Annotated in this window: 25 protein-coding genes and 1 pseudogene; 12 read left to right on the plus strand and 14 right to left on the minus strand. The window is 45.7% G+C overall.

What is annotated here, in order from left to right:
- The first annotated feature begins 3 nt into the window (after positions 1 to 3).
- Genes CTN_RS06360 through CTN_RS10275 form a run of 4 tightly spaced genes read left to right on the plus strand, consistent with a single transcriptional unit; the run spans position 4 to position 823 of the window.
- The gene (locus tag CTN_RS06360; RefSeq protein ID WP_004083352.1) at positions 4 to 222 is read left to right on the plus strand and encodes a type II toxin-antitoxin system HicB family antitoxin; all 219 of its coding nucleotides are present in this window, start codon (positions 4 to 6) and stop codon (positions 220 to 222) included.
- Positions 219 to 449, plus strand: a complete 231-nt coding sequence (locus tag CTN_RS06365; RefSeq protein ID WP_008195297.1) for a type II toxin-antitoxin system HicA family toxin — start codon at positions 219 to 221, stop codon at positions 447 to 449. Before CTN_RS06360 ends, CTN_RS06365 begins: the two co-directional genes overlap by 4 nt.
- A 22-nt stretch (positions 450 to 471) precedes the next feature.
- Positions 472 to 684, plus strand: coding sequence for a type II toxin-antitoxin system HicB family antitoxin (locus tag CTN_RS06370; protein WP_004079908.1), 213 nt, complete (start codon positions 472 to 474; stop codon positions 682 to 684).
- The gene (locus CTN_RS10275) at positions 674 to 823 is read left to right on the plus strand and encodes a type II toxin-antitoxin system HicA family toxin (RefSeq protein ID WP_081434644.1); all 150 of its coding nucleotides are present in this window, start codon (positions 674 to 676) and stop codon (positions 821 to 823) included. Before CTN_RS06370 ends, CTN_RS10275 begins: the two co-directional genes overlap by 11 nt.
- A 70-nt stretch (positions 824 to 893) precedes the next feature.
- On the opposite strand, the gene CTN_RS06375 is transcribed toward CTN_RS10275, so the two are convergent.
- The 8 genes from CTN_RS06375 to CTN_RS06410 all read right to left on the minus strand — a co-directional run bounded on the left by CTN_RS06375 (position 894) and on the right by CTN_RS06410 (position 8,163).
- On the minus strand, positions 894 to 2,636 hold the full coding sequence (locus tag CTN_RS06375; RefSeq protein ID WP_004079909.1) for an ABC transporter ATP-binding protein: 1,743 nt from the start codon (positions 2,634 to 2,636) through the stop codon (positions 894 to 896).
- A 62-nt stretch (positions 2,637 to 2,698) separates the two neighbouring features.
- Positions 2,699 to 3,469 (minus strand): ABC transporter permease, encoded by a 771-nt coding sequence (locus CTN_RS10280; RefSeq protein ID WP_011943918.1) that lies wholly within the window; start codon positions 3,467 to 3,469, stop codon positions 2,699 to 2,701.
- A gap of 3 nt (positions 3,470 to 3,472) precedes the next feature.
- Positions 3,473 to 3,907 (minus strand): ABC transporter permease, encoded by a 435-nt coding sequence (locus CTN_RS06385; RefSeq protein WP_004079914.1) that lies wholly within the window; start codon positions 3,905 to 3,907, stop codon positions 3,473 to 3,475.
- A 217-nt stretch (positions 3,908 to 4,124) separates the two neighbouring features.
- Positions 4,125 to 4,940: an ABC transporter permease gene (locus CTN_RS06390; protein WP_010865302.1), complete on the minus strand. Its 816-nt coding sequence runs from the start codon at positions 4,938 to 4,940 to the stop codon at positions 4,125 to 4,127.
- Complete coding sequence (locus tag CTN_RS06395) at positions 4,925 to 5,686, minus strand: ABC transporter permease (RefSeq protein ID WP_004079916.1); 762 nt, start codon at positions 5,684 to 5,686, stop codon at positions 4,925 to 4,927. The genes CTN_RS06390 and CTN_RS06395 overlap by 16 nt, the downstream gene beginning before the upstream one ends.
- Positions 5,637 to 6,413 carry an ABC transporter ATP-binding protein gene (locus CTN_RS06400; RefSeq protein ID WP_004079917.1) on the minus strand — a complete coding sequence of 259 codons (777 nt, stop codon included), beginning with the start codon at positions 6,411 to 6,413 and terminating at the stop codon, positions 5,637 to 5,639. Before CTN_RS06400 ends, CTN_RS06395 begins: the two co-directional genes overlap by 50 nt.
- Positions 6,410 to 7,738: a radical SAM/SPASM domain-containing protein gene (locus CTN_RS06405; RefSeq protein WP_004079919.1), complete on the minus strand. Its 1,329-nt coding sequence runs from the start codon at positions 7,736 to 7,738 to the stop codon at positions 6,410 to 6,412. The genes CTN_RS06400 and CTN_RS06405 overlap by 4 nt, the downstream gene beginning before the upstream one ends.
- 185 nt (positions 7,739 to 7,923) lie before the next feature.
- A complete protein-coding gene (locus CTN_RS06410; RefSeq protein WP_004079921.1) occupies positions 7,924 to 8,163 on the minus strand; it encodes a hypothetical protein in 240 nt (79 codons plus the stop codon).
- Positions 8,164 to 8,530: 367 nt separating this feature from the next.
- On the opposite strand from CTN_RS06410, the pseudogene CTN_RS06415 reads away from it, so the two are divergent.
- Positions 8,531 to 8,800: pseudogene (locus CTN_RS06415) on the plus strand (hypothetical protein); the annotation flags it as partial.
- Here CTN_RS06415 and CTN_RS06420 read toward each other — a convergent pair.
- Positions 8,791 to 9,648, minus strand: coding sequence for an aldo/keto reductase (locus CTN_RS06420; protein ID WP_004079927.1), 858 nt, complete (start codon positions 9,646 to 9,648; stop codon positions 8,791 to 8,793). The pseudogene CTN_RS06415 and the gene CTN_RS06420 sit on opposite strands and share 10 nt — an antisense overlap.
- Before the next feature lie 112 nt (positions 9,649 to 9,760).
- Here CTN_RS06420 and CTN_RS06425 point away from each other — a divergent pair, with 112 nt between their 5' ends.
- Complete coding sequence (locus tag CTN_RS06425; RefSeq protein ID WP_038053131.1) at positions 9,761 to 10,429, plus strand: ribonuclease H1 domain-containing protein; 669 nt, start codon at positions 9,761 to 9,763, stop codon at positions 10,427 to 10,429.
- Positions 10,426 to 10,581: a hypothetical protein gene (locus CTN_RS06430; RefSeq protein WP_008195324.1), complete on the plus strand. Its 156-nt coding sequence runs from the start codon at positions 10,426 to 10,428 to the stop codon at positions 10,579 to 10,581. The genes CTN_RS06425 and CTN_RS06430 overlap by 4 nt, the downstream gene beginning before the upstream one ends.
- Positions 10,582 to 10,588: 7 nt before the next feature.
- Here CTN_RS06430 and CTN_RS06435 read toward each other — a convergent pair whose 3' ends face one another.
- Both CTN_RS06435 and CTN_RS06440 read right to left on the minus strand, forming a co-directional pair.
- Entirely contained in the window at positions 10,589 to 11,320 is a 732-nt protein-coding gene (locus tag CTN_RS06435) for an MBL fold metallo-hydrolase (RefSeq protein WP_008195326.1), read from the minus strand.
- On the minus strand, positions 11,317 to 13,401 hold the full coding sequence (locus CTN_RS06440) for an efflux RND transporter permease subunit (protein WP_015919763.1): 2,085 nt from the start codon (positions 13,399 to 13,401) through the stop codon (positions 11,317 to 11,319). Before CTN_RS06440 ends, CTN_RS06435 begins: the two co-directional genes overlap by 4 nt.
- A 51-nt stretch (positions 13,402 to 13,452) precedes the next feature.
- On the opposite strand from CTN_RS06440, the gene CTN_RS06445 reads away from it, so the two are divergent.
- Positions 13,453 to 14,076, plus strand: a complete 624-nt coding sequence (locus CTN_RS06445; protein WP_008195328.1) for a class I SAM-dependent methyltransferase — start codon at positions 13,453 to 13,455, stop codon at positions 14,074 to 14,076.
- On the opposite strand, the gene CTN_RS06450 is transcribed toward CTN_RS06445, so the two are convergent.
- The gene (locus tag CTN_RS06450) at positions 14,077 to 14,424 is read right to left on the minus strand and encodes a cupin domain-containing protein (RefSeq protein ID WP_011943923.1); all 348 of its coding nucleotides are present in this window, start codon (positions 14,422 to 14,424) and stop codon (positions 14,077 to 14,079) included.
- Between the two features lie 176 nt (positions 14,425 to 14,600).
- Here CTN_RS06450 and metE point away from each other — a divergent pair, with 176 nt between their 5' ends.
- On the plus strand, positions 14,601 to 16,802 hold the full coding sequence (gene metE / locus CTN_RS06455; RefSeq protein WP_231556058.1) for a 5-methyltetrahydropteroyltriglutamate--homocysteine S-methyltransferase: 2,202 nt from the start codon (positions 14,601 to 14,603) through the stop codon (positions 16,800 to 16,802).
- Positions 16,803 to 16,910: 108 nt separating this feature from the next.
- Here the strand turns inward: metE and CTN_RS06460 are convergent, their stop codons facing one another.
- Positions 16,911 to 18,158 carry a 6-phospho-beta-glucosidase gene (locus CTN_RS06460; RefSeq protein WP_015919766.1) on the minus strand — a complete coding sequence of 416 codons (1,248 nt, stop codon included), beginning with the start codon at positions 18,156 to 18,158 and terminating at the stop codon, positions 16,911 to 16,913.
- Positions 18,155 to 19,114, minus strand: a complete 960-nt coding sequence (locus CTN_RS06465) for an N-acetylglucosamine kinase (protein ID WP_038067725.1) — start codon at positions 19,112 to 19,114, stop codon at positions 18,155 to 18,157. Before CTN_RS06465 ends, CTN_RS06460 begins: the two co-directional genes overlap by 4 nt.
- A gap of 44 nt (positions 19,115 to 19,158) precedes the next feature.
- On the opposite strand from CTN_RS06465, the gene CTN_RS06470 reads away from it, so the two are divergent.
- Genes CTN_RS06470 through CTN_RS06480 form a run of 3 tightly spaced genes read left to right on the plus strand, consistent with a single transcriptional unit; the run spans position 19,159 to position 23,798 of the window.
- A complete protein-coding gene (locus tag CTN_RS06470) occupies positions 19,159 to 19,533 on the plus strand; it encodes a hypothetical protein (RefSeq protein WP_038067727.1) in 375 nt (124 codons plus the stop codon).
- A 3-nt stretch (positions 19,534 to 19,536) separates the two neighbouring features.
- On the plus strand, positions 19,537 to 21,810 hold the full coding sequence (locus CTN_RS06475; protein WP_015919769.1) for an endonuclease MutS2: 2,274 nt from the start codon (positions 19,537 to 19,539) through the stop codon (positions 21,808 to 21,810).
- A complete protein-coding gene (locus CTN_RS06480) occupies positions 21,807 to 23,798 on the plus strand; it encodes a cell division protein FtsA (protein WP_015919770.1) in 1,992 nt (663 codons plus the stop codon). Before CTN_RS06475 ends, CTN_RS06480 begins: the two co-directional genes overlap by 4 nt.
- Positions 23,799 to 23,812 lie beyond the last annotated feature (14 nt).

A 23,812-nucleotide genomic window follows, 5' to 3' on the forward strand; every position in this document is an offset into this window, starting at 1 on the left:
AACATGCGTAAAATTTTCACAGCTATCATTGAATACGATCCTGAAACAAAGCAATATGTTGGAATGGTTCCGGACGTTCCGGGTGTGCATACTGTAGGTAGTTCCTTAGAAGAAGTGAGAAGGAATTTAAAAGAGGTGCTTGAACTCGTATTGGAGGAAGCAGGAGATGAAATAAATCACCAGGAATTCGTGGCTCTTGAGATGATAGAGGTGGAAACTTGAGTTATCTTCCAATAGTTGATCCAAAAACTATGGAAAAGGTTTTACTGAAACTTGGATTTCAACGTGTTCGCCAAAAAGGAAGTCATGTGTTCTACAGGCACAGCAATGGCAGATATACGACCATCCCATTTCATGCAAGAGCCTTGCCCAAATCACTTATAAGAAAAATCATCCGTGAAGCGGGTATATCAGTGGAGGAATTCAAGAAAGTACTTGAGAATCTGTGATCTCCTCAGGGAGATTGGGAAGATGGAGACGCAAAAGGAGATAGTCTTCATCGCCGTGGAATCGGAGGACGGAGGATACATCGAAAAAACTGAGAGGTATTCGATATTCACGCAGGGAGATACCTGGGAAGAGCTCCTTGAGATGATAAAAGATGCGGTCAAATGCCATTTCGATGAGGGTGCTCCTAAGTACGTACATGCTCGCTTTGTGAAGGATGTGACGATTGCGGTATGAAACTACCGAGGGATGTATCTGCGGATCGTTTGATAAGTTAGAAGATCTAGAATATGAGGTTGTCAGACAACGAGGGAGTCACGTACGTCTCTCCTATAGAGGAAAACACTTCATAACCGTACCGGTTCACAAGATGTAGTTGCGTACCATGGAATCAGCATTGAACAACCCCCATCCCCCCTGGATTGGAAGGTTGTTGTAGATTGATTTCAGACATCTTTATCAGCGATCCTTTTCGATTCATTCACGTACGTTTCTATTATCCTTCTGAACGTTGTGTTGTTTTGCATCAACTCTTCGAACCCTCCGACAGACGAAACTTTTCCGTTTTCAAGGAAGATTATCTTACTCGCAACCCTTATGATATTCGGTTTGTGCGATATCATGATGGCTGTTTTTTCTTTCAAAAATTCAATCAATTTCTCCAGTAAGAATTTTTCTGTTATCGTGTCCAGGTTTGTGAGAGGTTCATCCAGAACAACAACTGGTTTGTCTGCATAGAAGAGTCTGGCAAGTTGTATCCTCTGTTTTTCTCCTCCTGAGACGAAACTTCCTCCTTCTCCAAGTTTTCTTCCTCTCAGATGTTCTATTCCAAGTTCTTTTATGATTCTTTCGAGTTTTTTCTCATCGTACTCTCTTCCAAGAACTATGTTGTTTTCCAGAGTGTCGTTGAATATACCGACGTTCTGAGAATAAAAAGCAACATGTTCGAAAACAGCCGAGGGCATTACCTGCTTCAGATCGTTTCCAAAGAGTTTCACCACACCTTCGTAGTTCTGTTCCAGGCCAAGCAGTATGTTCAGCAGAGTGGACTTTCCTTCTCCGGAAAGTCCCACTATGGCAGCAATTTCACGGGGTTGAATCGTGAAACTGACCTGCTTTAAAATGGGTTTTCCTGGCTCGAAGCCAAAAGTAACGTCTATCAGTTCATAAACAGGACTTCCGGGAACGGGTTTTATTTCACGTTTTTTGAAGGTCTCTTCAGCACGTTTTACCTCATCGAAGTAGTCAAGTACAGCATCGAGGTTCGCCGACACTCGTGTTATGACACGTGCCAGTTCTCTGAACATGTACAGAGGTGCCGTCACAAAAGAAAAGTATGTCCACAGTGCCCATATCGTTCCCACGGTCATCTTTCCGTCTATCACAAGGTATGCTCCGTAGGTGAGAATGAAGAGCCGTGTGAAATACTCCGGCAGGTTCACCATCAGTTTGTCGAATCTTGAGCGGGGAAGTTCTGCCTTCAAAACGGTGTCTGCCACCTGCTGATACATCGTCTCGCACTCTTTCTGACGTTTCTTTTGAGCTTCTCCGGCAAGTACTTCGTGGATGTTTTCAAACGTCTCGGTGATGAAACCTGTTACACGACGTAGAATTTCATACATCTGTGCGTACGGCCGTTCGGTTACTCTGCCGATGATGTTCAGATAAATACCGACTATCACAGCGTTTGCCACAAACAGGCCAAAAAAGGCTTTGTTCCATACGAAGACGGTTGCCAGTATGAATACACTACGTATTATCACCAGAACGTTCTGAAAAAATCCGTAATCCAGCAGGAAAAATGCGTCGTTGAGTTGATGGTTTATCAGAGTGGCATAGTAGGCAGAGCCCTGTTGTTTTAGCTTTTGCCAGGGAAAGAAAAACGACTGGCTGAAAATGCGACTGGACAGATCTGCTACGGCTCTGTACTTTGCTTTCAGGTAGATCTGGTCTCCAGCGTACGTAAGAACGAAAGACAGTGCATAGAGAAATCCAAGAAGGTAGATCGTGTTTAACCTCAGTTCCAGTCCGGCCAGCCCATCGATGACATCTCTCACAAGAAGAGGGATGAAGAAATCGAACACGACCGAAGACGTTGCAAGAAAGCCACCTATAACTATGAGCACCAGAAAACGCTTTCGAATCAGAGAGTAAAAGCGAAGAATTTTCTGGATACTCCTGAGATTCATGACTTTCCCTCCCTGGTGTTCTGGAAGATTTTTCAGAAAGGCCTTCCCATCACCAATGTTCGCTAATACATATCGATGTTTCCGTACTTTCTTGCTGCAAATTCAATCAACCGCAGTGTGAAATAGGCCAAAACGAGGTATGCAAGACCTACTGCCGCTTCCCAGGCACTTGAAATCCAGGCCTTCATTTTAAATCCTTGCAGAGCGTATATTATGCTTTCGACCGAACGCGAAAGCGGCAAAAGCTGTGAAAGCCATCTGAAAAACACGGGCAGTCTTTCTATAGGAAAACTTGCACCGCTCAAAATGAAAACCAACATCTCTGCAACACCAAGAAGCATGTTGATATCTCTCGTCAGCAGTCCAAGAGCTGCCACCGTCATTCCGAAACTGCTCAGAGCCAGTACACCTATCGTCATATGGGCAAAAAGGCTCGCAGTAATGGAGGGATCAAGTTTTAAAAAGCAAAATGAAACAGCCAGTCCCAGAATCACCGTGGCCAGTGCATCGATTATGTGAAAAGGCATCTTTTTTAGCATTACTTTGAATTTCGATGAAGGCGAAACAACGAAGAAAATCAACGATCCCTGATCTCGCTCGGAGAAAAATATTATGCCGAGCCCTTTAAAAACGCTTATTGAAGACAGAGCCATGATATTTGCTATTATGAAAGCTCTCGCATCGTGCAGCGTTTTATATCCATATGCAAGAAGTGTTGAGTAAAAGAGCAGCCGAAAAATCGGATTGATGATCTTTTCAGCGGCATAGGCTTTCCAGTTCAGCCACAGGGAAACCCCTTTGTACGAAATCCAAAAATGTCTGAGCAGCCTCACTTCTCAAACCAGCTCCCCTTCCGCTCTGCTTTTTCTTTCTATCTTTTTGAAAAGAACATGTCCTAAAAGAAAGTAAAAAAGCGTGAGTAAAAGTGCGTTGAAAATCAAATCCTTTCCAGCACTGCCAACTTCAAAGGAATCTCTCATCAGCGTAACTGACCAGCTTATGGGAAGGAAACTGGAAATCACTCGAATCCATTTTGGAAGAATGTCTATCGGAAAGAGCATTCCCGAGATGAAATACACCGGATACTGGATCGTTGACATCCATGAAAAGGCGTTCTTTGAGAGTGTCAAAAGCGTTGCAAAAACGAAAGAGGTGGAAATGAAGGAAAGGACCAGTATCAGAAACGAACAGGCAAACATCACGGGATTCGAAATGGCAAACTCCAACTTCAAGACAAAATAAGAATAAGCCACAACCACGGCGGCTTCCATCTAATTCCCCCGCTTCAATCAATATCAGCGGATTCTGATAATGCAGAAATTTTTGCAAAGTAGCAGCCTCTGGCACTCTTTTCCAGAAAGATTGCGACCACCAACACTGCCACCAAACCACCCGCTTGCACGAGACCTATTTTCATTTGATAAATTCCCACGGTGATTGCTACTTATCCACTGTTGAACAATATAGCAATGGGACGTGAAAGAATCATCAAAAACCCTGCAACCCATTTTTCCTTCCTTTGGTTTGAAGTACCTTAAAAGAAATGGTGCCAAAAGCTAAGTACAGTAAAGATAAAACAATCAAGATGATGAATTCTTTTTTCAAGTCAAGCAATGTGTTTGTTTTCATGAGAAAATAGCGTGTGAGGTCCAACCCCCACGTAAATGGAAAAGCATATGCAAGATATTCCAGCACTTTTGGAAGAACATTCACAGGAAAAAACATACCACCAATCAGAGGAGCGGCATTACCAAGCAAACTCACCAGTTCGTCCCCTTCTTTGAATCTCAACGTGATGCCAAAAAACAGAAAGACAAGACCGAAAGAAGCGATTATGGAAAGAATAACAACACCCGCTGCAAGGGCAAACTCAACCAGGTTGAAGGTCATCAGATTCAGCAGCACTGCCAGGACGATTATCGGAACAGACTCCACGGTAACTTTCACAAGACCAAAAACCGACCACGAGAGGATGTACCCTATGGAACTCACGGGCATGATGAACAGTTCTTCCAGCTGTCCTATTCTCATGTAGTACCTCAAAGCAAAGACAGATCCCCAGAGTACCTCAACGTAGTTCCAGTAAGCTGCCCCTAGCAGGAGGTATCCGATGATGTTCTTCGTGTTCGTCGCACCGTAGAAAAACCGTACAAGGCCTGATTCTGTGCCAAAGTAATAGAGCAGGACAACGGGCATTATCGTCAGAAGGGGTGTGAGGAAAGCTCCATACCAGTCTATTCTGTATCTTTTCGCACTCAGGAAACTGGCTTTTGCAAGATACAGACTTCTCACCATGATTCCCATTCTCCTTTTTTTCGAATCTCGTTTTCTGCCTTTTTAAGCAACCATACTCCGAGGATCAGATAGGCAAAACTCAAACCTGTCAGTATCAGGAGTTGGGGAACAAAGCCACTCATGTTTCCGTTTTTTATTATGCTTCTTCCTATGGAGATGAGGTAGGTGAGCGGTATCATGTACGAGATGAGTCGAACGTAAGAAGGGAAATTCTCAACAGGATTGACCATCCCTGAGAGGACGCCAAAAAAGAATTGGGCAGTGGAATTTATGCTTCTGATTCTCTTCTTCCACAACGACAACGCTGCGAAAAATATCGAAAAGAATGTTATGTAAACACCGCTCACCGCCAGCAAAAGAAGAAAGTAAAGATGGATCTCAAGCTTTATACCGGAAAGGTAGAAGAAAAGCAATGTGAAGAATGTTATGTACAGGTTCATTAAGAATGTGTCAGCGGCTTTTGAGAACAAAAAAGCCAAAAGACTGATTGGAGCAAGTACCACGGAGATGAGGGCACCTTCTTCTCTTTCTTCTGTGAATCCGTCTCCCACCCCAAAGAAGTACTGGTTCAGCCAGTACCAGAGCAGGGCTCCTATCAACACGTTCTCTGCAAGCGAGTTCACATCAGCGATTCTGGAAGAAAACACATAAGGTCCTATGATGAAAAATGGTGTCAGAGCCATGTTCACCCACACGAACCTGTATTTAAGCCTTATCTTCATCTCCTTCAGAACCAGATGGAGTATCTTCCTCATCCATATTTCGCCCCCTGATGAGGTTTTCGAACACCTCATATACTTCGCTTCTTTCGCTGCGGATATCCTTGTATCTCACTTCCATCTGTACACGACCGTTTCTAAGAAGAACAACGCAGGCATTCTCGGGAAGAACGTGAAGTACATGACTTATCATTACGATAGTCAATCCCCTCCTGTTCCGTTCATCCAAAAAACCGACCATTTCACGCACCGACGGTGGATCCAGACCGTTGAGTATCTCGTCGATGAACAGTACCTCTGGATCGTGAATTAGCGCTTTACAAATCATCAACTTTTTCCTCATGCCCGTTGAAAACTCTTCGACGGGTTTGTCTTTGTATTCGAACAGACCGAATCTTTTGAGAAGCTCTTCCATTCGTTCTCTTCTGACTTTTTTCGGTACGCCGTATACACCCCCAAAGATATCGAGGTTTTCCCAGGCAGTGAGTTTCCAGTACAGACTTCTCTCGTTTGCAAGAACCACCCCTATTCTCGCAGATAGTTTCTTCCAGTGCTTTTTCACATCAACGCCGAGAACCTTCACTTCCCCATCGTCAGGAAGCAAGAGACCTATCATGATTTTCAGCAGTGTGCTTTTTCCCGAACCGTTCTCGCCGACGATTACCTTGAAGTCTCCCTCTTCTGCGTAAAAATCAACTTTATCGAGAACTCGAAGTTCTCCGAAGGATTTCCTGACACCGGACACTTCTACGACTTTTCTCATACCAACTTCACCCTTTCACGGAACTTTGAAAATAATCTCAAAAGTTCTGGATAAGAATTTTGATGAAAAACTTTCCAGCAATCTTTCTTTGTTTTCAAAATATAGGCGTTAAACCTACAGCCACCATTACATATAGGTAAATAGATACAGTCCTTACACTCGTTGTCAGTATTATCGTTTTCCATGAATTGAGAGTAACGCCTCAAAAAGTCTATTGGAGAATTAAGAAATTCACTGTAGGAACATATCCTAAACTCCTCTCTTCCCACTCCCGAAATACAATTGTACAAATCTCCGTTAGGAGCAACAACTAGATCTGTTTCCTTATGGTAGGTACATGGCCAGATGTTGAGAAAATCCAATAGGAAAATGTCCCGTTCTAGAGCAACTTTTATAGTATTTACATAAATATTTGCATACTCTGCAATATCAGGTATATTCTCGATCGTATAGGCACAAGAACTATTTGGATGACTTAGTAATCCAATGTTGAACAAAAATCTCTCTTTTATCGTATTTTTACCGAAGATGTCTATGAGCTCATCTATCATCATACCGTATTTTTCCTCTGAATTCATTCTGTCTAAAACAGTATGGATAACTATTGTTAAATTTGTTTTATTAAGTAATTTGTTTATGTTATCTATTATTACTTCCCAAGTCCCGTCGTAGTTTTGCGAGATCCTTCTTTTATCATGAATGTTTTTTGGCCCATCTATGGTTATTTGAATAAACCTGAATTTGGAATTACTTAGTACTTCAAACATATGATTAGAAAAACTCACACCATTTGTTATTATATTGTACTGCTTGATCGGCACTTGCTCTTTTTCAGCAATTCTAATAATTTCACTCAACTTTTCAGGATAGAGAGAAGGCTCTCCACCAAAAAATGTCACAGCAATGGTCTTCGTGTCAAACAGATCCATCAAGGCTAGCCATAAATTTACTCTATCTTGAGGAGAAAGTGAACCATTTCTTTCTTTATTATGTGGTTTGATACCTTGCTGCATACAATAAATGCAGTTTAAATTACAGTTCAATGTTATGACATCTGTTATTGATAAAACAGAGCGGTCATACTTGATTTTATTCGAAATATACTTGAACAATGCATACTCATTAATATGATTCTCCAATACAATACCTCTATCTACAAAAGTTGACAAGAGAAACTCCTCATTAGCACCGTTGAGTGCAGCTTGTAATCTTCTCAGCTCATCCACATTGGTTTCCGCATAACTTCTTAACAACACGTTATAAAGAAGGATCCGGTTCTTTTCTTGTACTTTAATGAGAAAATCCGAGAATTTGTACCCTGACATACAACCACCCCATTTTTGTAGAGTACTTAATAATCAAATATTCCTAGATATTCCTAATAGAGAAGGCGGCCGCCTTCTTTAAAAATTTCTAACCTCAGTCTAAGGAGTTACTACTGCACATCTTTGACTTCTGTTAGTGCATCCACCTAAAGGAATAGAATGGTTCGCGATTCGCTTAAGTACATTCATCCTTTGTCCCCCCTTTCATTCGATATTAGAAGCCTCGCGAGGCTTTTATTAAACCGTAAAATTTGATTTCCAGCCGTTAAATCTTCCGAGTGTGACTTCTCTAGCAGGAGGGTGTGAACAACAGTTTTTTTCCTCACTGTCGTTTGATAATCATCAGAAGGACTGGGAAACACAAGCGTGTATAGGAGAGAGAGCAGAATAACTATTGTGAGAATGATCCTTCTCACGATTTTCATCCCCCTTCCTCATTAGAACAGATCTTTTGTGACCTTTCAAATCTTCCTGGTTTTGAAAAGCCCTTTTTAAAGCGTTCTGCGATAAAGGATTTTCATTGAGATTTCATGTTTTGTGCAATTTCACTCCTAACGTTACACAGCAGTGTGATAAAATAGCGTAAAAATAATAGTTTTGGAGGGAAAGGATTGAAAAGTCATCAACTTTTGAAAGCACCATTTCAGCATGGATTTCTTTTCTCACGACCACTTGTTACATACTGCTTCAAAACATGCCATGATGCATCCTGGAAACATTACATAAGATTTCTGAAATACCGTCATGAAAAGCTTTATGAGGAGGCTCTCTCAGAAATAGATAGCGCAATAGATGAAAAGAAAGAAACTAGAAAGATTCACTTTGAAATACATCGAGATGAAAGAGCCTGACAGAAAATTCCTTGATAGATTTCTGAGGAACTGCGGAAGGTACGATGGAGTGAGGTTTGGGATCAGGCTAAGGAAGCCGGATGTGGTGAGAGAGTTTGCAAAGAGGCACTCTCTCAAGGTTCAGCCCCTGTTTGTTGCCTTCTGGTGTGAAGAGGACGGCAGGGCAAGAAGAAGACTGGTGAGGATATTACACTGGATGACTCAAGAGTGATCGAGTGGGAAAACGGGTGTCAGTTTCTGTGCTTTTTCTTTCAGTATCTGCAGTTCTTCTTCGCTGATTTTTGTTCCCTGATTTTCAACGATTTGACACATCCACCAGAGAAATTCCTGGTGACTTGGACTCACAGCTGCGGTGACGGGCAGTGATAGTGTGAAGCGAAGTGCCATGGATGCTTCTTCGAAATCATCCACAGGATGATACCAGCATTTTTCCCAGCGTTTTTCTTCTCCTTCCTCCAGACGTCTTTTTGCCAGAGCCTTTATTGCCAGAATTCCCATGTTTTTCTCCCGGGCTTTGCTGTAAAGTCTTTTGCCAAATCCTTTTCCCAGCCAGCTTGCCCAGTTCAGTGGAAAAAGTACCGTATCGAAATCGAACCTTTCCAGCATCGAAAGTGCAGCTTCCTCACTGTGAGCAGAAAAACCGATGTACCTTATCAGTCCTTCTTCTTTTGCCTTCAAAAAGGCCTCTATAGCTCCATTCGGTGAAAAGATGGCCTCCACCTCATCGAGCGTGGTCACAGCATGGAACTGATAAAGGTCAAAGTGATCCGTCTGGAGTCTCTTCAGAGATTCGTTCAATTCTTTCCAGGCACCTTCTTTTGTTCTCTCCATCGTTTTACAGGCCAGAAACACCTGGTCTCTGTAAGGCTTCAGCGCTGGGCCAAGTTTTTCCTCGGCGTCTCCGTAGGAAGGAGCAACGTCGAAGTAGTTTATGCCCCTCTCGATCGCTCTGGCAACTATCTTTTTTGCAGATTCCACGGACTCGTTCATCACAACGATTCCGCCGAATCCGACCACAGAGAGCTTTTCACCTGTTTTCCCCAGAACTCTTTTTTCCACGGAAAATCCCCCCTTCAACGACTGGGTCTATTATACATCCAGGACCTTAATTTCTCCAAATTGTATCGATTTTAAATGGACATGGTATAAATGGGTTTGAGAGGTGATGAAGTTGGCAAAAAAATACTACGCTGTGAGGAAAGGAAGGGTACCAGGAATCTATGAGTCCTGGGAAGAGGCAGAAAAACAGGTAAAGGGCTTTCCGGGAGCAGAGTACAAAAGTTTTGAGAAGATAGAGGATGCAAAGGCATATCTTGAGGGAAAAGATGAATGCACCTGCCCGGAACTTGACGAAGAGACGATGATCGCCTATGTGGATGGGAGTTATGATGTGGTCTGTGGTTCTGGAGTGGTTCTGTGCTACAGGGGAAAGAAGGAAGAGTACTACTTCTGGACGGACATCGATGAGTTCAAAGACTCAAGGAACATAGCCGGAGAGATCATGGCTGCACTTTTTGCCATGGACTGTGCTTTGAAGAAAGGAGCAAAAAGACTCATTCTCAGGCACGATCTTGAAGGGCTTGAAAAGTGGGCAACGGAAGAGTACAGAACAAAAGAGCCGGTGACGCGTGTTTACAAGTACCTTTACGAGCAGTTTTGCAGGAGCGGTCTTGAAGTGGTCTTTGAGAAGGTGAAGAGTCACTCTGGAGACTTTTGCAACGATGAGGCTGACAGGCTGGCAAAAGAAGCAGCGAAAAAAAGATCAAACGTTGAGTGGACTTTGAAGGATTTTGAGAGTACAATGAAGATACTGGATCAAAAGAGGAGATGGGCAGAATGAAAAAGATGAGTATCACGGGTGGAACGGCCCTGATAGGGCTTGGAGTTGGTTTTATTCTTTTCAAACATTCCGTGTTCTATTTCATTGCGTCTCTTTTCATAGGAATCGGTGTGGGTTTACTGATCGAGTATCTCACGAAAAGAGAAAAATAGAAATCGTTCAGACTTTCTCTGGATTGTACACCAGAACTGCCGTGCCGCATGTTGCATAGAGACCCTTGAAGTTTCCATAGGGATACGGCTCGCCCTTCAGTGACCCATCGATAACACCTTCCACAGCCTTTATGAGGTCTTCCAGATAATCTGGTCCAAAAGGTTTCAACTGTGTGCCACTCAGATGCCCATGGTAGATCTTCTCGAAACCGTCGATCTCTCTGAGTTTTTTCAGGCTTTTAAGGTACTCTCTCAGTGGAAGACATCCCGGAAGATGCATCCAGGTGTGTCCTGCCCCCACCGAATCCCCGCTGAAAAGCAGCCTGTTTTCTCTGTCCAGAAGAGCGATCGACCCTGGTGTGTGTCCCGGGACTTCGATCACCTCGAGCGTTCTTCCACCAAGATCGAAACTGTCTCCCTCTCTCACGTCCAGAAAGTTTTTGTAATCCACCTGTATTTTGAACAGTTCTATGATCTGAAGGTCCCTGTGGTTGAGATACACCTTTTCGAACTGGTTTGCCTGCATGATGTGATCCCAGTGGGCGTGGGTGAGAACAACTTCGATGGGTTTTTCCGTGATGGATCTTATGAAACCTTTCAGGTCACCTTCTCCCATACCGGTGTCTATGAGGAGGGCTTTCTCTTCTCCCACTACCAGGTACATACTGTCTCCCCTGTAGTCGGCGATGTGCCATACACCGGGCTCGAGCAAGGTGCAGGTGTACTCGTTTTTCCTCATCTTTTCACCTCCAGAAGTTTTGGCAAAACCACAAGACTCATGAAAGAGCTCACGGTCATCGTGACCCACATGATTGCGACAAGATAAGTGTGGAACGTGAAGGGTGACAGAATCAGAGCGGAAAGCCCCACAGAAAGACCAAAGGCGTTTGCCAAAACGGGTGTGGATGCGATCTTTACCGTCTTTTCCAGATCCCTGTAATATCTGAACAGCTCCGTCACATGTATGGCGTAGTCTATACCAACCCCGATCACTATTCCGGCCATGTTTGCCGTGATCAGGTTCAGAGGAATCCCAGAAAGCCCCATGAAACCAAAAAGAGACACAAGCGAGATCAGAACAGGAACGATCGCCTTTGCTGGAATGACAAAACTTCTCTGAAACAGAACAAGAAGGAGAAAGACCATGCTGACAGCAAGCACCACCGAAAGTACCTGCTGATGAACGATCGAGTCGTTCATCTCTTTTATGATGTAGGGAAGCCCCGTCACCTGAAAGCCGCTTTCTTTCACTATGTGTTCCACTTCCTCGAGAGTGTTTCTGTCGAGGTTATCCAGAAAGATAAAAGCTCTTCCTGTGCTTTCGGATAGAAAGTTGCTCGTGTAATCCTCTGGAAGAAGTCTTTTGAGTATCAGCGCCCTTGCAAGGATTTTCGGGTAACCTTCTTCTTTGAAGAGATGTTCGTTCATCCTCACAAGGATGTCGTAGACGGAAAAGGCATCGTATCCTTTGCTCTTCAGTTTTTCCTCCATAGAAAGGACCTTCCGGGCAAAGTCTGGAGAGAGCAGATTCTCTGACTCGAAAACGGCATAAACAGGCAGAGCCCTTCCGAAGATCTCTTCTATCTTCTCCACGTTCTTTCTGACCCTTGTGTAGCCTTTGTAGAGTTTCAGAATGTTGAGGTCTGCCTTCAGAAGGAATGTGCCTGGAAGGAAGGCGAAAAGAACCACCAGTGTGATGATCCACGCTCGCTTTGAAAGTCTTTGAAAAAGCCGGGCCAGGCTGCTTTCCTTCTTTTTGATCTCAACATCTTCCATTCCTGACAGTATTACGGGAAGTACGATCCACGTTGAAACTCCCGCAAGACCGATTCCAGCAGCAGCGAGGAGTCCCATCTGTTTCATGGACTGAGAGTTCAAAGTGAGAAAAGAGAGAAATCCTGCCATCGTGGTGAGTGTGGTGAGGATCATCGCCCTTCCAACACTCTCGAGAGTATCTTTGATGGCGTTGAACGTACTCTCTCCATCTTTCTTTCGTTCCAAAAAGTGCGAAACGAAGTGAAGCCCATCGGCACTTCCCATGACGATGGTGAATATGGGAACCAGAACCGTGATGATGGAAAGGTTCTGGCCCATCCATCCCATCACGTAGCCAAGCGTCCAGAGGGCGGCGAATCCCGCCGGTATCAAAGATAAAATGGCGTATCTGAACCTTCCAAGTTGTACTCTGAAGACGTTCAGAAGAAGAACAACGGCGAGTGGGGGAAGTGTGAATATCATGAACAGAAGATAGCGAAATATCTGGTCTTCCAGATACTGTGTTCCAGAGAGGTAATGTTCATATCCTGAAAGAGTACTTTCGATTTCATTGGGATTTACACTGTTTCTGGGAAGTATCATGAATAGGGAGTAGTATCCATCTTCCATTTTCCTCACGTTGAGGAAGTCTTTCATGTTTTCAACATAGCTCAGAAAGTCTCTGTACTGCTCTTCGGACATGTTCTTTGTCTCCACCAGTCTGAAGCCAGCGGGAAACTTCTCCGGAATGGGTGGTATGACAGTCTTTACACCTTCAACGGAGGAGAGTTTTTCCTTTATTTCAAAGATCTCATCTATTCCCTCTCTGCTCAGGGGATCGACGTTCGTCTTCACCATCACCACAAGCTGTTCTCCTGTTTTGAAGACGCCGTTCATCTTCTCGTATATCTCTTTCTGACGGGATTTCTGAGGCATCAGAATGGAAAACTCAGTTGTGAAGTGAAGTCTGAAAAGCCCAAAGAGTGCTAAAATGTTCAGTACCAGCACCACCGCGAAGATCTTCTTTCTGTTTTTGAAAACAAAAGAGGTGTACTCTTCGAACAAAGGTGTCACCTCCCGTGGACTTTATTTTATCAGGAAGGACGGTGAAAAAGCATGTGGGATGTCTTTGAACACTTCGTGAACGAGTACGAGGAGTGGTTCTTAAAGCATAAATTCGCCTATCTTTCTGAACTCAAAGCGGTGAAGGCCCTTCTTCCAGAGGGAAGGGGAGTGGAGATAGGAGTTGGTACAGGAAGGTTCGCTGTTCCTTTGAAGATAAAGATCGGGGTGGAACCTTCAAAACGCATGGGAAAGATAGCAAGAAGAAGGGGAATACTGGTGATAGAAGGAACAGCGGAAAATCTGCCACTGAAGGATGAAAGCTTCGACTTTGCACTGATGGTCACCACGATTTGCTTTGTGGATGATCCACTGAGGGCTTTGCAGGAAGCAAAAAGAGTGATCAGAAAAGGAGGACACATTATCGTTGGTATTGTGGGCAGAGAAAGTTTTCTGGGAAGAGAGTACGAAGAAAAGAAGGAAAAGAGCCTCTTCTACAAACGTGCAAGATTCTTCTCCACTGAAGAGATAGTGCACCTAATGAAAATGGTGGGTTTTGGGGACTTCAAAGTGGTTCAGACACTCTTCAACCATCCCTCAAAACTCACCGATGTTGAGCCTGTCTTAAAAGGATACGGCGAAGGGGCTTTTGTGGTGATCGCGGGGCGAAAAAGTTAATCAGAGCAAAACGATTATCGCCAGAAACTCAAGGTCTTTCTCTCCTGTGTTCTCTATGGAATGTGACTCTCCAGAATCTGTGAAACACACGTCTCCTGCCTTTATGGGAACGTCCTTTCCGTTGTCGTGGAAGATGCCTTCTCCGGAGAGGATGTAGTATATCTCGAACTCTCCATCGTGCCTGTGCAGTCTCACAGAAGACCCCGGTGGAAGTTTCATTTTTGCGAAGAGTCTTGCCCTGTTCCTCATGGTTTCTTTGGAAAGAAGGTGTGTCATCTCCACCTCACCCTTTCCGCCGCGCATGTTCGATATCTTTTCAGGGGTGAGTTCAGAAGATTTCACAACCATATTGTTCCCTCCTTCAATGATTTTTCTGATAGTATATCACACATCATGATCTGAGATGACCTGGCCTTTCCCTCGGAAATGTCGGTTCAAATTTTCCTGTCGTTAACCACGTTACACACAACATGTGGTATTATGATTCCAAATCATACAACAAATGGAGGTGAAAGAAATTGAAGGTGTACGCGTTCGGCTTTCCAAAGATAGGTGAGAAAAGAGAGTTCAAGAAAGCACTGGAAGATTTCTGGAAGGGGAAGATCACAGAAAACCAGTTCAAAGAAGAGATGAGCGAACTCAGGATGTACATGGTGGAGAACTACAGAACGAACGTGGACGTTGTTCCTTCGAACGAACTTTCCTACTACGATTTCGTTCTCGACACAGCCATAATGGTGGGGGCAATTCCGGAGCGGTTTGGAAAGTATGAGGGCCTTTCGACTTATTTTGAGATGGCACGTGGAAGAAAAGCCCTTGAGATGACAAAGTACTTCAACACGAACTACCACTACCTTGTTCCCGAGATAGAGAGTGGAAACTTTGAACTCCTTGAAAATATACCTCTTGAAGATTTTCTCTTTTTCAGGTCGATGGGAATTGAAACCGCACCAAGAATACTGGGACCGTTCACCTTCCTCTATCTTTCCAAAAAAGACGGGATGTGGATCAGAGAACCCGGTGAAATGGAAAAACTTTTCACCAGGCTCGTTCCTGTTTACAGGAAAGTTTTTGAAGAACTCGTAGAAAACGGTTGTGGAGAAATCCTCGTGGACGAGCCTGCCTTCGTGTGTGATCTTCAGAAAGACCACTGGAATTTGATAAAAGATGTGTACAGCGAGTTTTCAGGGTTTCCTTTGACGATTTTTACCTATTACGATAGCGTCTCTGACTACGAGTCTTATGTGTCCCTTCCTGTGAAGGGCCTTCACCTGGATTTTGTTTCAAACACAGAAAATCTCAGAAACTTCGAAAAACACGGTTTTCCATCGGACAAGACTCTCATAGCCGGTGTCATAAACGGCCGTCAGCCCTGGAGAGCAAATCTCAAGAAAGTGGCAGAACTTGTGGACAAACTCGGTGCGAGTGCCATCTCGAACTCCTGTCCGCTATTTCACCTTCCCATAACTGCGCAATGGGAAAACAGCCTTCCTGATGGTCTGAGGGAAAAACTTGCCTTCGCAAAGGAAAAACTTGAAGAGCTGAAAGTACTGAAAGAGTTCTTTGAAGGGAAAAAAGTAAATCTTCCAGAGGTTAGTTTCGAAGACTTCGCCGTCGATGAATCAGTTTCTAAAAAGATAAAACAGCTCACACCTGACTCTTTCAGAAGAGAGAAGGAGTATCAGGAGCGTGACAGGATTCAAAGAGAAGAGCTGAAACTTCCTCTTTTTCCGACCACAACAATCGGATCTTTCCCTCAGACCAGCGATGTGAGAAAGATGAGGGCAAGGTACAGAAGGGGAGAAATCTCGGAAGAAGAATACGAGTCCTTCATAAAAGAGCAGATAAAAAAGGTAGTAAGGATCCAGGAAGAGATAGGGCTCGATGTTCTGGTACACGGTGAGTTCGAAAGAAGCGATATGGTGGAGTTCTTCGCGGAGAGACTGAACGGAATCGCCACCACACAGAACGGCTGGGTTCTTTCTTACGGTTCAAGATGCTACCGCCCACCCATCATATACGGCACGGTTTCAAGGACAGGGCCCATGACACTGAGGGAAATCACCTACGCTCAGTCTCTGACGGAGAAACCTGTCAAGGGAATGCTCACAGGGCCCATCACCATCATGGGCTGGAGTTATTACAGGGAAGACATTCCAGAAGAGGAGATCGCCTACCAGATCGCCCTTGCAATAAACGAGGAGGTGAAAGACCTGGAAAAAGCCGGAATAAAGATCATCCAGATCGATGAACCTGCGTTCAGAGAGAAGGCACCCATCAAAAAGAGCAGATGGCCGGAGTACTTCGAGTGGGCAATAAACGCCTTCAATCTGGCTGCGAATGCAAAGGCTGAGACGCAGATCCATGCCCACATGTGTTACTCTGATTTCAACGAGATAATAGAGTACATCCACAGGCTGGAGTTCGATGTGATAAGCATCGAGGCTTCAAGGAGCAAGGGAGAGATCATCTCAGCCTTTGAAAACTTCAAGGGCTGGAAGAAACAGATTGGTGTTGGTGTCTGGGACATTCACTCTCCCGCTGTTCCCTCCGTTGATGAAATGAAGAGTATAATAGAAAGAGTCCTCAGGATACTTCCGAAGGAACTGATATGGGTGAACCCCGACTGTGGCCTTAAAACAAGAAACTGGGAAGAGGTCGTACCCTCTTTGAAAAACATGGTGGACCTTGCAAAGAAGTTGAGGAAGGAGTATAATAACACTTGAACGGACAGAAGATGAAAATACCTACTTGACAAATCGGAGTAACATGTGGTATAATATACGTTGGCCGACCAAAAACAGGAGGGGGAATTTCCCCCTCCTTTGTTTTTTTTACTCCAGTTTCACGTGTTCGCTGTTTGCCTTCAGTATCTCTTCGAGAAGATCTTTCGCGTCCTCCACATCCGGCCCCAGAGGATGAGAAAGAAGGGCTTTCAGTGCCAGTTTTTTTGATCTCTTAAGATACGCTTCTATCGTAAGGCGCTCGTACATTTTCACAGCATGGATGAACGAGAGGGCAAAGAGATCTCCCTTTCCCTGAGAGATCGAAAGTGCCCTGCCAGACCTCACGTAGCATGGAATCTCGAGAACATAATCGTTGGGGAGATTTTCGATCGATCCGTTGTTCCTCGTGTTCACTATGTGGATCTTTCCTTCGTCCTTTTCAAGGTCTCTTATCAAATGGGCCGCCGCTGTGGAGTACATGCTTCCTCCACGCTTTGAGAGTTCCTCAGGAATTTCAGTAGCGGTTCTGTACTTTTCGAAGAGCTCCTTTTCTATCTTCATTACCTCTCTTGATCTGAGTTCGTGCGAGGTGATTTTTTTGAACATCTTCTTTTCCATCAGGTAATATCTCAAATACGGATTCACGAGGAGCCTTACAGAGTCGTAGAACCACTCTGGAAAATCTTCATCGGGTATGTTGGAAAGTTTCAGTTTCAGGTTCTCAAAGACCTTTTCTGTGACATCCTGGCCTTTCACGAAGACCCTCTCAACGAAACTCAGGTGGTTGAGCCCGTAGTACTTGAGAAACACGTCTTCAAGGTTTACTGAGAACATCTCCGAAATCTCCCGGATGAAATTTATCGGAACGTTGCAGAGTCCTATGAACTTTTCATAATCAAGGTAGTTTCTGACAAACTCGGTGATGTGCCCGGAAGGATTGGTGAAGTTTATTATCGTTGCGTTCGAGACCTTTCTCACTGTTTCGACGTACTCTTCCACGACGGGGAAGGCCCTCAGGGCCGCCGAAAATCCCCCCACCCCCGTTGTTTCCTGTCCGATGAGGCCGTACTTCAGCGGTATGCCCTCGTCTTTTTCCCTTCCCTTCAACCCTCCTGGTCTGAATTGAAAGATCACGTACTTTGCATCCATCACCGCGTCTTTGAAACTCTCGGCGATCAGTACCCTGAACCTGTCCTTCACGAGCCTTCTCACAAAATCGACCACGATCTTCTGTTTTTCTTCGTTTATGTCGTAGAAGATCACCTCATCGATCTGAACGTCACCGGAGATGTCCAGGAGCCCCTTTATCAGCTCCGGGGTGTAACTGCTTCCACCACCTATCACCGCAATTCTCATCTCTTCACCTCCTTCAGGTAGTTCTTCACCAGCCTGTTGTAGAGTTTTTCCGTCACCTCGATTCCAGAACGCTCCATGGCAAACAGTACCGCACCGATCACTGGATCGTGCTCCGGGATTGTGACTTCGTATTCCTTTCCGACGGCACTTTCTATCATCTTTATGAGAAGGGAAGGAGCGTTCTTGAAGAAGCTTCCCTCCAGGATCAGCCTGATGGGTGGTGTGAAGTTGAGGGATTTTCTGTGGGCGTCGACGATCTTTTTCACTTCGGTCACGATGTCGTTGAATATTCTGAGAGAAACAGTATCTCCACTTTCGGCACACCTGAAGAGGATCTGGTTTACCTTTTTAACAATCTCGCTGGTGTCTCCACCTTCGTAATCGTACCTCAGAAGAGTTTCGACCGGCCCGATCTCTTTTTCAACCTCGTCAACGAGAACCGTCCAGTCGTCCCTTCCGTCTTTTGCCCTCACAACGGCGGATGTCACAAGGGAAGCGATGTAGTGAGAGCCAAGTCTTTCACCGAGGGAGAAAGAGAGCCCTCCTATTCTGTTCACCCTCTTTCCATCGGATGCGTACGAGATACTGCCCGTTCCGCAGCTCACCATGATCCCCGTGTCGTCGAAAGAGCCGGACCTGAGGGCGATTCTTCCGTCGTTGTCGAAGTCGAATCTTTTGAGGCCGATTTCTCCCAAAATCTCCCTCACGATCTTCATCTCGTACTCAAAATCCGCTCCGGCATATCCGAAGAAGGCAAAATCCACGTCTTCGAGAGTCTTCTTTGACCTTTCCAGAACGCTGTTTATCACATCTTTCAGATTTTTCAGGGCGTTCTCTTTCCCAACGACCTGGTAGTTCGCCCCGCGACCTCTGTGAACGGCAAGGATGTTCCCCTCTTCATCGCTCAGGACCGCCAGTGTTTTCGTTCCACCAACGTCGCATCCAAGAAAGATCAAGTCTTTCACCCCCATCATAGTATAATCGTTTCGGGGTGGAAAACGTGAAAGGATTTTTCTTTGCTCTGCTCTTTGTTCTTTCCACGTGTGTGATGGGAGGAGCCTTTGTGGGCTTTTCGATCGACTTTTCCGGAACGACCTCGATGGCCTTTGGTGTGGACAACGGAAGGTTCACAGCGGGAGTGGAACTGTGGGATGTTTCAAATTTCTCTTTCTTTGTCGGTGCTCTGAGGAATGTAGATTTGAAGGACTTCATGCTCACTCTGGAAACGAGGGTGGGACTTTCCATAAAACCCTTCTTTGGCCTTGTCACGTTCTTCTGGAAAAAGTACGGCAAGGTGAGGTGGGGATTTGGTTACAGAGTACTTCTGAAGGATTCTCAGATCAGTTTGCCTGTGTTCATCAGATTGGGGTGGTAGAAAGTGGATTACCTTGAGGTTCTCGATTTTCCAAAGGTTGTTGATCTGGTGAAGAGACACACCTTTTCCGATCTCGGGAAAAGACACCTCGACACGTTAAAGCCAACCGTGAACCCGTGGAACGAGTTGGAACTGGTGGAAGAACTTCTAAACTACCTCACAAGGTGGGGAGAGCCTCCCATAAAAGGCTTGAGCGACATCACACCGGAGATGGAAAAGTTGAAAGCGGGATCCTCTCTGGAGCCGTGGGAACTTCTGCGCGTTTCCAGCTTTCTTGAAGGTTGCGACATCCTGAAAAATGATCTCACAAGACGGGAGTACCAGAAACTGAAGGAGACGTTCTCTCAGCTTGTGTCGTTTGAAGAATTCGTGAAAGAAGTGAACAGGTGCATAGAACAGAATGGAGAAGTCTCCAACAGGGCAAGCCCGAAGTTGAAGGAGATAAGGAGCGAAAAGAGGAGTCTTTCGACAGAGATCAAGAAAAGGGCAGACGACTTCGTGAAGAATCACTCTCAAATCCTCCAGGAGCAGATGTACGTCTACAGGGATGGAAGGTACCTCTTTCCCGTGAAGGCCTCCATGAAGAGATCGGTGAGGGGTATTGTGCATCATCTGTCCTCTTCTGGTGCCACCGTTTTCATGGAGCCTGAGGAGTTCGTTGAGCTGAACAACAGGATGCGCCTTCTGGAAGAAGAAGAGAGACTGGAAATCAGTCGCATTCTTCGCCATCTCACGAACATGCTCCTTTCGAACCTGAAGGACCTTGAAAAGAACATAGATCTGATCGCCCACTTCGACTCCCTCTACGCACGGGCAAAGTTCGCAAAGGAAAACAACGGCATCGTTGTGAAACCATCCTCGAGGATAAAACTGGTGAACGCAAGACACCCGCTGATACCGAAAGACAGGGTCGTTCCGATAAACCTGGAACTTCCACCGAACAAAAAGGGTGTTATCATCACGGGACCGAACATGGGAGGAAAAACCGTCACCGTCAAAACGGTGGGGCTCTTCACCGCCCTCATGATGAGTGGCTTTCCGCTCCTCTGCGATGAGGGAACGGAGTTGAAGATCTTTCCAAAGATAATGGCGGATATCGGTGAAGAGCAGAGCATAGAGCAAAGCCTGAGCACGTTCTCCTCACACATGAAGCGAATCGTTGAAATCGTCAGAAACGCCGACAGCGACTCTCTTGTCATTCTCGATGAACTGGGATCTGGAACGGACCCAGTGGAGGGGGCTGCTCTCGCCATCGCGATAATAGAAGACCTTCTGGAGAAAGGAGCAACCCTTTTCGTGACGACTCACCTCACACCCGTGAAGGTTTTCGCGATGAACCATCCTCTTCTTCTGAACGCCTCGATGGAGTTCGATCCGGAGACGCTCTCACCAACCTACAGGGTCCTCGTTGGTGTTCCGGGAGGGTCCCATGCGTTCCAGATAGCAGAGAAACTGGGCCTCGAAAAGCGCATAATAGAAAACGCCAGATCCAGGCTTTCACAGGAAGAGATGGAGCTTGAGGGCCTCATAAGATCGCTCCACGAAAAGATCTCCCTGCTCGAGGAGGAAAAGAGAAAACTCCAGAAGGAAAAAGAAGAGTACATGAAACTCAGAGCAAAATACGAAGAGGACTACAAAAAACTCAGAAGAATGAAGATAGAAGAGTTCGACAAAGAACTGAAGGAACTCAACGACTACATCAGGAAGGTCAAAAAAGAACTCGATCAGGCAATACACGTGGCAAAGTCCGGCAGCGTTGAAGAAATGCGAAAGACCGTGAAGACACTGGAGAAGGAAAGGGAAGACCTGAAGAAGAAGGCCATCGAAGAGGAGGCAGAGGAAGAGATCAACGTGGGAGACCACGTGAGGATGGAGGGAGGAACCTCCGTTGGAAAGGTCGTGGAGGTGAAGGGAAACACCGCCCTTGTTGACTTTGGCTTTCTGAGGGTGAAGGTACCACTTGGAAAGCTCAAAAAGGCAAAGAAAAAAGAAGAGGAAGACAGGGAAAAGGGCACTCACTTTGTTTCCTCTTTCAGAACGGAGATAGATATACGTGGCATGACCGTTGAAGAGGCAGAACCCGTCGTGAAGAAGTTCATAGATGATCTGGTGATGAACGGCATCAAAAAAGGCTATATAATCCATGGAAAAGGAACGGGAAAACTGGCAACGGGTGTCTGGGAAATTCTCAGGAAAGACAGGAGGGTGGTTTCCTTCAGGTTCGGCACTCCATCGGAAGGGGGAACGGGTGTTACGGTCGTGGAGGTGGAAGTGTGATCTTTGCCCTGGACGTTGGGACACGCAAGATAGCGGGGCTGCTTGCAATCGAGGAAAAAGGCGTGATCAGAATCGTCGACTCTGAACTCATAGAGCACAGAAGCCGCACGATGTTCGATGGACAGGTGCACGACGTGATGGGTGTTGCAGAGACCGTCGAGGAAGTGAAGCGAAGGCTTGAGGAGAGAAACGAGTTGAAACTCGAGGAAGTGGCGGTCGCACTTGCAGGAAGGTTCCTGAAGACAAAAATCGGTGAAGCAGAGAGAGACCTTTCGAAGTTGGGGCACATCACAAGGGAAGACGTGATGAAACTGGAGATAGAGGCTGTCAGCAACGCACAGAGCGATGTGGAAGAGGACTTCTTCTGCGTCGGATACTCTGTTGTGGAGTACAGGCTGGACGACATGTGGATGAAGAAACTGGAGGGCCACAGGGGTGGAAGGGCTTACGTGAAGGTTGTTTCTGCGTTTCTTCCCGTGCACGTTGTGGACTCTTTGATGAGAGTTCTGGAGACGGTGGGACTCACACCGATGCACGTGACATTGGAGCCCATAGCTGCCATGGACCTTGCCGTACCGGAGGATCTGAGATATCTGAACATCGCCCTCATCGATGTTGGGGCAGGAACAAGCGATATCGCCATATCCAGGGAAGGTACTGTTGTGGCATACGGAATGATTCCACTCGCAGGTGACGAGATCACAGAGGCAATAGGAAAAAGTTTCCTGCTGGACTTCCAGACGGCAGAACACGTCAAGCGAAGTGTTTTCACTACAGGGAAGATGAAGGTGAAAAACGTTCTCGACAGAGAGATCGATCTCACAAGAGAAGAGGTCGAGTCCGCCATAAAACCCGTTGTCGATCAGATCACGTCTGAGATTTCTTCTACTGTGATGGAACTCAACGGAGAACCACCCTCTGTTGTGATGGTGGTTGGAGGTGGAGCGAAGGTTCCGGGGTTTGTGGAGGCGCTGGCCGAAAAACTGAACCTTCCGTCTGACAGGGTTTCTCTGAAGAGTGTGGAAAGCACGGGTGTTGTGGAGGACATCACTGGGAAGGTCAGAGGAAGCGAATACATCACACCCGCCGGGATAGCGTACAGCGCCATGAGAAACAGGGGGTCTGTCTTTTCTCAGGTCGTCGTAAATGGAATTCCCGTGAGACTCATAGGGGCCGCCGGAAAGTACTCCGTGATGCAGGTTCTCATACAGGCAGGCTACAGGTTCTCTTCGCTCGTCGGGGGAGATACGATCTCTGTCGTTGTGAACGGAAAAACTATCCTGAGGCCAAGAAGAAGAACCTCCGTGAGGATACTGGTGAACGGCCAGGAGGCAAGCCTATCTTCGAAAGTGAAGCACGGAGACAGGATCGATGTTCACATCGAGGAAAAGACCGTCACTCTCAGGGTAAAGGACGTTGCAAAACCCGTGAGGGTGAAACTTCCATCCGGAGAGATCGAAGAAATTTACCCGGAGATCCTGAAAAACAACTCCCCGGCATCTCCTGAAGAACCACTTGGCGAAGAAGACGTTATCAGTTTTCCAGAGAAGATGAAGGTAAATGAGATCAGAAAGAAACTATCCTACGGCAAGGTGACGGTCGTCGTCAACGGAGAAGAAAAGAGAGTCTGCGTTGTGGATTTCGATCTTTTGAGAGAAGGCCAGGTTTTGAAGGATGACGAAGAAGTTTCCCTCGGAAGTGAACTCGTTGTGGTGGAGAAGGGAAAAAAGTCCCTGGAAGAGGCACTGGAGGTTCCCCACATCACAGTCAGTTTCAACGGTGTTTTGAAAAGGATTCCTCTGAAGATCATCCACAGAACCGGTGAGACTGTGGAGATGAAGGACTTCAAACCGATGGTGATAGATCTTCTGAAAGATGTGAAACTGGATGGTTTGAAGGATTACGAACTTCTCAGAAACGGGAAAAAAGCGATGTTCACCGATCCCCTCGAAGACGGAGATGTGATCGAGTTCAGAATAAAAAAGTGAGGGGGCCGGCCCCC

The sequence above is a fragment of the Thermotoga neapolitana DSM 4359 genome, from assembly GCF_000018945.1.
GTDB lineage: Bacteria > Thermotogota > Thermotogae > Thermotogales > Thermotogaceae > Thermotoga > Thermotoga neapolitana.